The sequence below is a fragment of the uncultured Amaricoccus sp. genome, from assembly GCF_937858865.1.
Lineage (GTDB): Bacteria > Pseudomonadota > Alphaproteobacteria > Rhodobacterales > Rhodobacteraceae > Amaricoccus.
In genome coordinates this window covers 1-12149 of the sequence record NZ_CALLYO010000326.1, presented here as the reverse complement: position 1 = coordinate 12149, position 12149 = coordinate 1, and the positions used below count along the sequence as shown (strand labels likewise).

Sequence of the window (12149 nt, the reverse complement as noted above, 5' to 3'; positions counted from 1 at the left end):
TTGGAGGCTCGCCGTCTGCAAGTGGCCACCGTGTTTCAGCGATAGTGGCTAGATCGTCGAAGGCCGTCCCCGGGTAAGCGCAGGCAGAGGATAGCCAGCCCTTTTCCAGGAGTGACATGATGCACGCCGTCCAAGCCCGCTTCGCGGATCTGCTGCGCCGAAATGCCGAAGACGAGGCCCCGCCTCCGCTGCTGACCCCATCTCTCGCCGCGCGCCTCGTCGAGCGGATCGATGCCATGCGCCTGTTCGCCCATGGCTATCCGCTGCTCACCAACCTCACGCACGGGCGGGCCAAGCCCACGGACCTGCTCGACTTCGCCTATCGCCACGAACTGCATGGCCTCTGCCTGCACGTGCTCGACGGCGAGGAGAACAGCCTGTCGCGGATGACGGCGGACGAGCTCCGGGCGTTCGGCGAGAAGGCCGATGCCCTCGGGCTCGACGTGCACCTGGAGATCAGCACCACGCTTCGCGCGGATGTCGACCGGGCCGTCGACATCGCCCGGACCGTCGGCTGCCGCAACATCCGCGTCTATTCCCGTTACGAGGGGATGCTGTCCACCGTCATGACAACGATCGAGGCCGACCTCCGCTACCTGGGCGAACTCGCCGACGCCTACGACCTGAACTTCGACTTCGAGCAGCACGAGGAGCTGAAGAGCTTCGAGATCGCGCAGCTGCTGCGCCGGATCGGCAACCCGCGCCTGAATGCGCTCTTCGACTTCGGCAACATGATCAACGCCGGAGAGAGGCCGCTGCCGGCCCTGCGGGCCCTCGCGCCCTATATCCGCCAGGTGCACCTCAAGGGAGTCCGCATCGTCCCGGAGCAGAACGGCTGCGGTCACTACGGTGTGCTGCAGGGGAGCCCCGAGGATGACCTGCCGGATGCGCGCATGCTGTTCGAGCTCCTGATGCTCGGCCAGTCGGAGCCCCAGGTGATCGCCTTCGCGCTCGAGCAGGAGAACCACTATGTCGCACCGGCCTTCCGCCAGTCGGACGAAGCCGAGGATCCGTTCATCCCCTACCGCGACATGAGCGAGACCCACCTTCCGCCCGGCTACTCGCTCGACCGGATGATCGCCGACGAGCATCGCTGGGCGGAGAACCAGGTCCGCCACGTTCGCGGGCTGATCGGAGAGCTGCGTGTCCTCGCCGATCTCGTTCTGGCCGAGGCCGGCCACGCCACCGCCAGCGCGCCCCGGCGGCTGACCGCCTGACAAACAAGAACCCATGGAGGAATTGCTATGACAACCGCGTCCAGGGCCAAATGGCTCAGGTTCATCGTCCTCGTCCTCGGTGGCGGGACCATCTACAAGCTCGCGTTCCTGAAGGATGCGTTCTATGTGCCCATGCAGGAGAACATGGGCCTGACGCACACCGAGATCGGCACCCTGCTCAGCGTCAACGCCATCGTCTCCACGCTCCTCTTCGTGGTCGGCGGCTTTCTGGCCGACCGCTACGAGCCGCGCCGGCTGATTCCCGTGGGCCTGACCGGCGCCGGCCTTCTCGGCCTCTACATGGCGACGTTTCCGCCCTTCGGGGCGATGGTGATCGTCTTCGCCCTGCTCGCCGTCTGCGCCGACTGCTTCTTCTTTCCCTCGCTGCTCAAGGCGATCCGCACCCTCGGCGATGACGACGAGCAGGGCCGGATGTTCGGCTTCCTCGAAGGCGGCCGCGGCGTCGTGGACACCCTGGTCGCCTTCGCCGCGCTCGGCGTGTTTGTCGTGATGGGCTCGGGCGCCGGGGGGCTGAAGTCGGCGATCCTGTTCTACTCGGCGATCAACATCGGCGCCGGCCTGCTCACCTGGTTCCTGCTGAGCGACGGCAAGGGAGCAAGCGACGACGGCAAGGAGCCGGTCGGCCTTGCGGGTCTCATGGAGGCAGCGCGGGTTCCGGGCATCTGGCTGGTCAGCCTGAACGTGTTCATGGTCTACATCGTCTACTGCGGCCTGACCTACTTCATTCCCTACCTCAAGGACATGTACGGGCTCCCGGTCGCGCTCGTCGGCGCCTACGGGATCATCAACCAGTACTTCCTCAAGGTCGTGGGCGGTCCGGCCGGCGGCTTCATGGCGGACAAGAAGTTCAAGAGCTCGAGCCGCTACCTCAAGTGGGCCTTCGTCGCGCTCCTGCCGGTGATGGGCGTGATCCTCGCCCTGCCCACGGGCGCGGGCTTCATCTTCCCGGCCATGACAGCCACCCTCTCCTTCGCCTTCATCGTCTTCACCATGCGCGGCGTCTTCTGGGCCCCGATGAGCGAGGTCGGGATCCCCTCGCGCATCACCGGCTCGGCCTTCGGCATCGGCTGCCTCATCGGCTATGCGCCGGGCATGTTCGCCTACGTGATCTACGGGTCGATCCTCGACCACTTCCCCGGCGAGCAGGGCTACACCTACGTGTTCGGCCTGATGAGCTTCCTGGCGGTGATCGGCTTCATGGTCGCAAGCCTGCTGCATCGTTCGGTGAGTGGCGGGACCGCTGTCGCCGAGGCCACATCTCAGGCTTGATCGTGCCGGACCCTCGTGTGCCAGGGTTCTTTCCCAGCGGCGATCGCTCGCCGCTGGGTTTTCCAGTTGAGACCTGTGCGCAAGATGGATGAGCGAGAGGCGGTTGCGCTGATTTCGTTGAGGAACGAGGAAGAGGGTCGGCATGCCGCGTCACGATCTTAAAGTAGATGACGTCGGCGGCCCATGTTCCGCCCGAGGTTGAAATCACAAAGCAAGCCTGCGGGGAATCGTTCCTCTTCAGCCGTCTTGCACGCCGCTCTGACCTGATCTTCACGAAGGTGATGCGGGAGCCGCCGGGGCGAGGTAGGGGCGGCTTAAGGAGTTGCGGCTAGAGTCGCAGCCCTCCCATTCCCCGAGCCAACCCTTGATGATCGCCTCGCGAGGGGCGGCCCAGCGCGCGGCGATCCGGAGCGCGCGCATGAAACGCATCGTCATCGCCTGCGACGGGACGTGGAACCGTCTCGACGCCCCCTATCCGACCAACGTGGCGAAGCTCGCCCAGGCCGTGCTGCCGGTCGCGCCGGACGGGGTGGCGCAGGTCGTCTGCCATCTCGACGGGGTGGGAACGGGGCGCGGCACCGGCAGGCTGGCGCAGGCAACCGACCGGGTGCTGGGCGGGCTCCTCGGCAAGGGGCTGCTCGCGACGCTGGAGGCGGCCTATCGCTTTCTCGTCTTCGCCTATGCGCCGGGCGACGAGATCCAGATCTTCGGCTTCTCGCGAGGCGCCTTCACCGCCCGCTCGCTGGTCGGGCTCGTGCGAAACTGCGGCATCCTCGAGCGCAGACATGCCGCCGCTCTGCCGGCGGCGGTCGCGCTCTACCGCGCCCGGGCGCCCGAGACGGGACCCGACAGCCCGGCGGCGCTCGCCTTTCGCGCGGCGCATTCGGCGCATGTGACGACCGGGGCGCACGAGCCGGCGTGGCGCGCGCGCCAGGGGCTGCCGGAGGGGCATCCGCTCGCCATCCGTTATGTCGGGGTCTGGGACACGGTGGGCGCGCTCGGCGTACCCGAGCACCTGGTGCTGGCGCGGCGGCTGAACCGCGGGCTCGCCTTCCACGACACCAACCTCTCCGGGCTGGTGCGCGCCGCGCGCCATGCGGTCGCAATCGACGAGCGGCGACGGACCTTTCCGCCGACGCTCTGGGACAATCTCGAGGCGATGAACGACGGCGGGGAGGGGTCCTATGCGCAGCGCTGGTTCCCCGGCGATCACGGCTCGGTTGGCGGCGGCGCGGCGGTGACGGCGCTCTCGGACGAGGCGCTCGTCTGGGTGGCTGAGGGCGCGGCCGCCCGCGGGCTGGCGCTAGATCCGGCGGCGGCAGGCGCCTGGCGGGCCGGGCGCGACTGCTTCGGGCCGCTGGTGACGCCGAAGCCGCTGCTGCGACGCCTCCTCATGCTCGACAGTGCCGACCGCAGCGGGCCGCGTCGGCTCGCCGACCTGGCCGAGGCGGCGGTGCGCCGCTGGCGCGGCGATCCCGGCTATCGGCCGCGGCCGCTCCGGCGGCTGGCCGGGCAAATCTAGACCGCGACCGCGCGGCCCTCGCGGGCGGAGCGGGCGAGGGCGTCGATCAGACGGTGCACCTCGAGCGCGGTCCGGCCGGGGACGGCGGGCGGGCGGCCGCTGCGGATGGCGGCGGCGAAATCAGCGATTATGTCGCGGTGCCAGTCGTGCGGGAAGGCCATGGGATCGGCGCCGCCGCCAGTGCCGGCGGTCGAGCCGACGGTCTCGCTGCTGCCGTCCAGGCGGGTCACGACGAGGGTTCCGCCCTCGAGGCGGGCGCTGCCGGCCGCGAAGGAGAGATCGATCGATTCGGGGCGGCCGGGGAAGGCCGCGGTGGTGGCGACGAGGGAGCCGAGTGCGCCGTTCGCGAAGCGGAGGCCGGCGCCGACGAAGTCCTCGGCCTCCATGCGGTGGAGCCGGGTGGTGCCGGCGATGGCGGCGACCTCGGCCACGGGGCCGGTGACGGAGAGTATGAGGTCGAGGGTGTGGATCGCCTGGGTGATGAGGACGCCGCCGCCGTCGCGGGCGTAGGTGCCGCGGCCGGGCGCGTCGTAGTAGGCCTGCGGCCGCCACCAGGGCAGGGCGACCTGGACGGCGGCGAGCGGGCCGAGCGCGTCCGAGCGGACGAGGTCGGCGAGGGCGCGGGCGGCGGCGCGCATCCGGTGCTGGAAGACCACGCCGAGGGTCACCCCGGCGCGCTCGCAGAGCTCGACGATCTCCGTGGCGGCCGCGGTGGTGCGTTCGAGCGGCTTTTCGGTCAGGACGTGCTTGCCGGCGCGGGCGGCGGCCTCGACGATGGCGAGGCGGGCGTCGGGCGGGGTGAGGAGAAGGATCGCCTCGAGCTTCGGGTCGGCGAGCAGCCCCTCGAGCGAGGGCGCGGCGGGGAGGCCGTGGCGGGCGGCGAAGGCGGCGCGCCGGGCCGGGTCGCGGCTGAAGACGCCTCGGACCTCGATGACGCCCCCGAGCTCGGCGAGGGCGCGGGCGTGGATGTCGGCCACCATGCCGAGGCCGACGATTCCGATCCCCAGGGGCTGCATGGCTCCTCCCGGCCGTTCCGATGCGCGTCCCGGTTTCGGCGGCGGAGGCTTCGGGGTCAAGCCGCCGCTTGACAGGCCGGGCGGATGCGTGACGCTGGCGGGAAGCATCCGGAAGGGACAGGGGATGGCCAGCCACGGACCGAAGTTCTCGATCGGGATCGAGGAGGAATATCTGCTCGTCGACCCCGAGACGCGCGCGCTCGCCAACACCCAGCCGCCGGAGTTCATGGCCCGCTGCAAGGAGCGGCTGGGCGAGCGGGTGACGCACGAGTTCCTGCAGAGCCAGGTCGAGGTCGGCACCGGGGTCTGCGCCACGATCGGCGAGGCGCGGGCGGAGCTGCTCGAGCTGCGGCAGGCGGTGGCGGAGACGGCGCGGGAGTTCGGGATGCGGATGATCGCCTCCTCGACCCACCCCTGGGCGCACTGGAGCGACGCGGTGCCGGTCGACATGGAGCGATATCGCATCCTCGGGGCCGAGCACCGGAGCCTGGCGCGGCGGATGGCGATCTGCGGGATGCACGTGCATGCCGGGATCGAGGATCCGGATCTCAGGGTCGATCTGATGAGCCAGGTCAGCTACTTCATGCCGCACCTCCTGGCGCTGTCGTCGTCGTCGCCCTTCTGGGAGGGGCATGACACGGGGTTGAAGGCGTTCCGGCCGATCATCATCGGCGATCTGCCGCGGTCGGGGCTGCCGGAGATCTTCGAGAGCTGGAACGACTGGCAGGAGATGCTGGGGGTGCTGGCGGAGACGGGGATGGTGACGGATCCGTCGAAGATCTGGTGGGATCTGCGCCCCAGTGCGAAGCATCCGACGCTCGAGATCCGCATCTGCGACATCTGCACCTGGGCGGAGGATGGGTTGACGGTCGCGGCGCTCTATCAGGCGATCCTGTCGTTCCTGGCACACCTGAAGAACAGCAACCTGCGCTGGCGGCACTATCGGCAGCTGCTGATCCTCGAGAACAAGTGGCGGGCGCAGCGCTATGGGGTCGAGGCGGAGATGGCGGACTTCGGCAAGCGGGTGGTGGTGCCCTTCGCCGAGCTGGTCGACGAGCTGGTCGAGCTGCTGCGGCCGCATGCCGAGGGGCTCGGGTGCGTGGCGGAGGTCGAGCATGCCCGGGTGATGGCGCGGCGGGGGACGAGCGCGGACCAGCAGCTGCGGGTCTATCACGCCGCGCTGGAGCGGGGGACCGGCGACCACGAGGCGCAGATCGAGGTGGTGGACTGGCTGATCGCGCAGTCGGTGGCGCCGGACGGGCCGGGCGCCTGAGGCGTGCCCGGGGCACGGGGTGGGCACGCGTGCCCACCCGGGTGCATCGTTGTTTTTGCTGGATTATCCGGGTCGCGCTTAACCGGATGGCAAGCTTCGTTAACGGGCCTCAGGCGGTCAGCAGGACCTTGACGCTCTGGCTGCGGTCGAGGGCGAGGCGGAAGGCGGCGACGGCGTCGGCGAGCGGGCGGCGGGCGGTGACGAGGGCGAGGACGTCGACCTTGCCGGCGGAGATGAGCGCGACCGCCTCGGCGAACTCGGCGTCGAAGCGGAAGGAGCCGCGCAGGTCGAGCTCCTTGGCCATCACCGGGTTGAGCGGCACCGCGAGCGGCCCGCCGGGCAAATTGCCGACCTGCACCACCACGCCGCCCCGGCGGGCGGCGGCGATCGCCGAGGCGAGGCCGGCGGCGGTGCCGGAGACCTCGAAGACGACGTCGGGCGCGGGCAGGCGCGAGAGGCCGTCCGCGTCGGCGGAGAGATCGACGACGGCGTCGGCGCGGAGGTCGGAGGCGAAGCGCAGGGGCGCGGCGGCGACGTCGACGACGGTGACCCGCGCCGCGCCCTTCAGCCGGGCGGCGAGGAAGGTGAGGAGCCCGATCGGGCCGGCGCCGATGACCGCGACGCTGCGGCCGGCGACCTCGCCGCGGGCGACGGCGTGCAGGCAGACGGCGAGCGGCTCGGCGAGGGCGGCGGCCTCGAGCGGGACGTGGTCGGGGACGGGCACGCACTGGCCGGGGGTGGTGTCGAAGAGCGCGGCGAAGCCGCCCTGCATGTGCGGGGTCTTCGAGGCCGAGCCCATGAAGAAGACGTTCTCGCAGAGGTTCGCCCGGCCCTCGGCGCAGCGCGGGCAGCTGCCGCAGGGGCGGAAGGGGTTGACCGCGACGCGGGTGCCGGGGGCGAGGCCGCTCACCCCCTCGCCGACCGCCTCGACGACGGCGGCGATCTCGTGGCCGAGGACGAGGGGCGCCGTGACGACGAAGTCGCCGGTGCGGGCGTGGCGGAAATAGTGCATGTCCGAGCCGCAGATGCCGCCGGCGGCGAAGCGCACCCTGACGAGGCCGGGGGCGAGGGCCTCGAGCGGACGGTCGACGAGCCGCAGGTCCTCGGGGCCGTAGAGGGTGGCGGCGAGCGCGCTGGTCATGGCTGGAGCAGTCCCATCTGGATCGGCAGCCACAGGGTGACCGCCGGGATGAAGGTGATGATGATGAGCGCGGCGAAGAGCGGGATCATCCAGGGAAGGATGGCCAGGGTCGTCCGCTCGATCGAGAGCTTCGAGATGCGCGAGAGCACGAAGAGCACCACGCCGACCGGCGGGGTCAGCAGGCCGATCATCAGGTTCAGCGTCAGGATCAACCCGAAGTGGATGGGGTCGACGCCATAGCTCTGCGCGATCGGCAGCATGATCGGCACGACGATGGTGATGGCGGCGATGGTGTCGAGGAAGCAGCCGATGATCAGCAGGACGAGGTTGAGCAGGATGAGGAACACCCACTTGTTCTGCGTCAGCGACAGGATCGAGTCGGAGGCGAGCTGCGCCGCCTGGCTGACGGTGAGGAGCCAGGCGAAGACCGATGCGGCGGTGACGATGAAGAGGACCGAAGCCGTGGTCTCGATGGTGTCGAAGCTCGCCTTGGCGAGCGTCCTGAGCGTCATGGTGCGGTAGCGCACGAGCCCGAGGAAGAGCGACCAGATCACCGCGGCGACGGCGGCCTCGGTGGGGGTGAACCAGCCCATGGTCATGCCGCCGATCAGGATGATCGGGGTCATCAGCGCCATCACCGCCGACCAGTCGAAATACCAGTCGAGCGCCACCAGCAGCACGAGCGCGATCAGCACCGAGACGTTGATCGACAGGCCGGCGAGCACCAGGAAGTAGATGAGGACCGGGAAGCAGGAGACGATGACGATCTCGAGCGCGGCCTCGGCCAGCCGGCGGACGTCGAAGGGCGCGTCCGAGCCCCAGCCGCGACGGGCGGCGAAGACGGCGACGGTGACCATCATCAGGATGGTCATGACGACGCCGGGCAGGATGCCCGCCATGAAGAGCGCGCCGATCGAGACGTTCGCCATCATGCCGTAGATCACGAAGGGCAGCGACGGCGGGAAGATCGGCCCCAGGGTGGAGGAGGCGGCGGTGACGCCGACCGCGGCCTCGACCGGGTAGCCGTGGTCCTTCATCGCCTTGATTTCGATCGTGCCGATGCCGGCGGCGTCGGCGAGCGCGGTGCCCGACATGCCGGCGAAGACGACCGACCCGATGATGTTCACCTGGGCGAGGCCGCCCTTCATCCAGCCGACGAGCGCGACGGCGAAGGAGTAGATGCGCCCGGTGACGCCGGCGATGTTCATCAGGTTGCCGGCGAGGATGAAGAAGGGCACGGCGAGGAGCGGGAAGCTCTCGATTCCGGCGATCATCCGCTGCGCCATGATGATGTCGGGAGCGACCCCGTAGAAGAGGAGGTAGAGGGCGGACGCCACGAACATCGCGATGGCGACCGGCAGACCGATCAGCATCAGGCCGAGGAAGGAACCGATCAGGAGGGTCATGGGTCAGCCCGTCAGCCCGTCGAAGGCCTCGGGGCGCTCGAGCACCGAGTAGCCGCGGCGCCAGTTGGCGACGGCGACCTGGATCGAGCGCAGCAGCATCAGCACCCAGGCGGCGAGGACCGCGTAATAGAGGAGCCAGCGCGGCAGGTCGACGGTCACCATCCGCTCCCGGTGCACGAGGTGGACGTAGCGCCAGAGCAGCCAGCAGGCATAGACGAAGAAGACGATGCGGATGAGGTCGACGACGGTCGAGAGGACGCGCGCCGGCCGCGGCGAGAGCCAGCGGTAGAGGATGTCGACCTGGATGTGCCGCGACATGCGCACGCACCAGACCGAGCCGAGGAAGACGGTGACCACCAGGCAGTTGATGGCGATCTCCTCGGTCCAGGCGTAGCTGTCGTTCAGGACGTAGCGGGTGAAGAACTGCAGGAAGACGCAGACCGACATCGCCCAGAAGACCGCCATCGTCACCCAGTCCTCGACCGAGTAGGGCGAGAGGTCGGCCGGCGCCTCCTCCTCCTCGAAGGCCTGGGCGAGTTCCTCGGCGGTGATCGGGCTGTGCTGTTCCGGCTCGCTCATGCCTGTCCTCCAGGGAACGGGGGGCGCCGCGCCCCCCGGAGATATTTGCCGCCGGGATCAGGAGCCCGGCTGGATCGCCTTGATGGCTTCCCAGTCGGCCTGGCGGTAGCCGAGGCTCTCGACCGGCTTCTTCTCGAGCACGGCCTCCTCGAAGGTCGCCTTGTCGACCTCGGTGACGTTGATGCCCTTGGCCTTGAACTCCTCGACCAGCTCGGCCTCGCGCGCGACGATCTGCTGGGTGGCGCGTTCGGCGGCCTCCTGCATCACCTCGGTGAAGATCGCCTTGTCCTCGTCGGAGAGCGAGGCCCAGCGGGACTTGGAGACGATGGTGTTGAGGTGGTCGACGATGTGGCCGGTCAGGGCGATGTTGGTCTGCACCTCGTAGAACTTCTTCGCCTCGATGGTGGTGAGCGGGTTCTCCTGCGCGTCGACGGTGCCGTTCTGCAGCGCGAGGTAGACCTCGGCGAAGGCGATGGGCGCGGTGTTGGCGCCGCAGGCCTGCGGCATCGCGAGGTAGGCCGGCACGTCGGGGACGCGCATCTTGACGCCGTCGAGGTCGGAGCACTGGGTGATCTCCTTGTTCGCGGTGGTGTGGCGCGTGCCGTAGTAGGTCGTCGCGGTGATATGGTGGCCGGAGGCCTCCTCGTAGCCGGCGGTCAGCTCCTTGTAGACGTCGCTCCTGGTGTAGGCGAGCAGGTGGTCGGCATCGCGGAAGATGTAGGGATAGTAGGTGACGCCGATCGGCGCGAACTCGCGGGCGGCGAAGGAGGAGCCGGAGATGATGATGTCGACGGTGCCGAGGGTCAGGCCCTGGTTGATGTCGGCCTCCTTGCCGAGCTGGGAGGCCGGATAGACGGTGATCTCGTAGCGGCCGTCGGTGCGCTCCTTGATCTGCTCGGCGGCCCAGACCGACTCGGTGTGGAAGGGCTCGCTGGTCTCGTAGACGTGCGCCCAGCTCAGCTTCTCCTGCGCGAGCGCGGCGATGCTGGTGGACGCGAGCGCCGCGGTGGCGAACGCGGCGAGCGCGACGGTTCTGAGCATGGTGTTCCTCCCGATATTGTCTCGTTGGTGACCTGCTTCCTCTTCCGCGGGGAAAGCGGCCTGCGTCAAGGCGGAATCCGTCCGCGGGGGCGATTCCGCGGCGCGGGCGTCCGCCCGGCGATGGACAAGGCGGCGGACAACCGGCCGGCGGGTGGCGCGGTCATCGCGGGGCTGGCGTTGAAGGTCCGTTATCGCTAGAGTTGCGCGCGAGGCGACCGCGCACCGGGGGGCAACTCCGGGCGGAGGGCGGACAGGCAGATGAAGGGCAGTTGGCGATGACCGAGATGGTCCATGGCGCCGCACCGGCGAAGCCGGGCGAGCCCATCCTTCCCGAATGGTGGCGGACCGTCGACCGCTGGTCGCTGGCCGCGATCGTCGGCCTCTTCCTGATCGGCTCGCTGCTCGGCCTCGCGGCCTCGCCGCCGCTCGCGGTCAGGAACGGGCTCGATCCGTTCCACTACGTCTGGCGGCAGGCCGCCTTCGGCGTCTTCTCGCTGCTGCTCCTGCTCGTCGTCTCGATGATGTCGCCGCTGCGCCTGCGCCGGGCCGGGGTGCTGGCCTTCGGCGTCTCGGTGGTCGCGCTCGCGCTGCTGCCGGTCTTCGGCACCGACTTCGGCAAGGGGGCGGTGCGCTGGTACTCGCTGCGGGTGATCTCGGTGCAGCCGGCCGAGTTCCTCAAGCCGAGCTTCGCCATCTTCGCCGCCTGGCTGATGGCGGCGAGCTACGACATCAAGGGGCCGCCCGGCAAGTCGATGTCCTTCGTCGTCGCCGTGGCCCTGGCCGCCGTCCTCGCGCTCCAGCCGGACTTCGGCCAGGCGGGCCTCATCATCGCGACCTGGGGGCTCATGTACTTCGCGGCCGGGGCACCGGTCCTCCTCCTCGCGACGGTCGGGGCGGGGGTGCTCGGCGCCGGCTGGTTCGCCTACGAGAATTCCGAGCATGTGGCGCGGCGCATCGACGGCTTCCTGTCGGCCGAGGTCGATCCGCTGACCCAGATCGGCTATGCCACCAACGCCATCCAGGAGGGCGGCTTCCTCGGCGTCGGCATGGGCAACGGCAGCGTGAAATGGACGCTGCCCGACGCGCACACCGACTTCATCATCGCGGTCGCCGCCGAGGAGTTCGGCCTCATCCTCTGCGTCGCGATCATGCTGCTCTACGCGACGATCGTCGTCCGCTCGATGCTCCGCCTCGTCCGCGAGCGCGACCCCTTCATCCGGCTCGCCGGGACCGGGCTCGCGGTGCTCCTCGGCATGCAGGCGATGATCAACATCGGCGTCGCGGTGCGGCTGCTGCCGGCCAAGGGGATGACGCTGCCGCTCATCTCCTACGGCGGCTCCTCGCTGATCGCGGCGGGCCTCGGGCTCGGGGTGCTGCTGGCGATGACCCGCAAGCGGCCGCAGCACGAGCTCGACGACATCCTCGGAGTCGCCCGCTGAGCGCGCCGCTGCTCGTCATCGCCGCCGGCGGGACCGGCGGGCACATGTTCCCGGCGCAGGCGCTGGCCGAGGAGATGCTGGCGCGCGGCTGGCGGGTGCGGCTCGCGACCGACGCGCGCGGGGCGCGCTACGCCGGCGGCTTCCCGCCCGAGGTGGAGCGGCGCGCCACGCCGGCGGCGACCTTAGCCCAGGGGAGCCTCCTCACCCGCCTGACCGCCAAGCCGC

General features: G+C 69.8%; 11 protein-coding genes. 6 read left to right on the top strand and 5 right to left on the bottom strand.

What is annotated here, in order from left to right:
• The first annotated feature begins 116 nt into the window (after nucleotides 1-116).
• The 3 genes from Q0112_RS09255 to Q0112_RS09245 all read left to right on the top strand — a co-directional run bounded on the left by Q0112_RS09255 (nucleotide 117) and on the right by Q0112_RS09245 (nucleotide 4029).
• Nucleotides 117-1217: a TIM barrel protein gene (locus tag Q0112_RS09255; protein WP_297974304.1), complete on the top strand. Its 1101-nt coding sequence runs from the start codon at nucleotides 117-119 to the stop codon at nucleotides 1215-1217.
• Between the two features lie 27 nt (nucleotides 1218-1244).
• Nucleotides 1245-2507 (top strand): MFS transporter, encoded by a 1263-nt coding sequence (locus Q0112_RS09250; protein ID WP_297974301.1) that lies wholly within the window; start codon nucleotides 1245-1247, stop codon nucleotides 2505-2507.
• Between the two features lie 418 nt (nucleotides 2508-2925).
• On the top strand, nucleotides 2926-4029 hold the full coding sequence (locus Q0112_RS09245; RefSeq protein WP_297974298.1) for a DUF2235 domain-containing protein: 1104 nt from the start codon (nucleotides 2926-2928) through the stop codon (nucleotides 4027-4029).
• Here the strand turns inward: Q0112_RS09245 and Q0112_RS09240 are convergent.
• Nucleotides 4026-5045, bottom strand: a complete 1020-nt coding sequence (locus Q0112_RS09240; RefSeq protein WP_297974295.1) for a Gfo/Idh/MocA family oxidoreductase — start codon at nucleotides 5043-5045, stop codon at nucleotides 4026-4028. The genes Q0112_RS09245 and Q0112_RS09240 overlap by 4 nt on opposite strands.
• 124 nt (nucleotides 5046-5169) lie before the next feature.
• On the opposite strand from Q0112_RS09240, the gene Q0112_RS09235 reads away from it, so the two are divergent.
• Nucleotides 5170-6318 carry a carboxylate-amine ligase gene (locus Q0112_RS09235; RefSeq protein WP_297974293.1) on the top strand — a complete coding sequence of 383 codons (1149 nt, stop codon included), beginning with the start codon at nucleotides 5170-5172 and terminating at the stop codon, nucleotides 6316-6318.
• A 109-nt stretch (nucleotides 6319-6427) separates the two neighbouring features.
• On the opposite strand, the gene Q0112_RS09230 is transcribed toward Q0112_RS09235, so the two are convergent.
• From Q0112_RS09230 to Q0112_RS09215, 4 genes are read right to left on the bottom strand one after another with little or no spacing between them, the layout of a single operon-like run.
• On the bottom strand, nucleotides 6428-7459 hold the full coding sequence (locus Q0112_RS09230; RefSeq protein WP_297974290.1) for an L-idonate 5-dehydrogenase: 1032 nt from the start codon (nucleotides 7457-7459) through the stop codon (nucleotides 6428-6430).
• Nucleotides 7456-8865 (bottom strand): TRAP transporter large permease, encoded by a 1410-nt coding sequence (locus Q0112_RS09225; protein ID WP_297974287.1) that lies wholly within the window; start codon nucleotides 8863-8865, stop codon nucleotides 7456-7458. Before Q0112_RS09225 ends, Q0112_RS09230 begins: the two co-directional genes overlap by 4 nt.
• A gap of 3 nt (nucleotides 8866-8868) precedes the next feature.
• Nucleotides 8869-9444 carry a TRAP transporter small permease gene (locus Q0112_RS09220; protein ID WP_297974285.1) on the bottom strand — a complete coding sequence of 192 codons (576 nt, stop codon included), beginning with the start codon at nucleotides 9442-9444 and terminating at the stop codon, nucleotides 8869-8871.
• Nucleotides 9445-9501: 57 nt separating this feature from the next.
• Nucleotides 9502-10485: a sialic acid TRAP transporter substrate-binding protein SiaP gene (locus Q0112_RS09215; RefSeq protein WP_297974282.1), complete on the bottom strand. Its 984-nt coding sequence runs from the start codon at nucleotides 10483-10485 to the stop codon at nucleotides 9502-9504.
• A 275-nt stretch (nucleotides 10486-10760) separates the two neighbouring features.
• On the opposite strand from Q0112_RS09215, the gene Q0112_RS09210 reads away from it, so the two are divergent.
• Nucleotides 10761-11924 carry a putative peptidoglycan glycosyltransferase FtsW gene (locus tag Q0112_RS09210; protein ID WP_297974280.1) on the top strand — a complete coding sequence of 388 codons (1164 nt, stop codon included), beginning with the start codon at nucleotides 10761-10763 and terminating at the stop codon, nucleotides 11922-11924.
• Nucleotides 11921-12149 (top strand): glycosyltransferase (locus Q0112_RS09205; protein WP_297974307.1); only part of this gene is annotated, 229 nt, incomplete at its 3' end. The genes Q0112_RS09210 and Q0112_RS09205, both read left to right, overlap by 4 nt.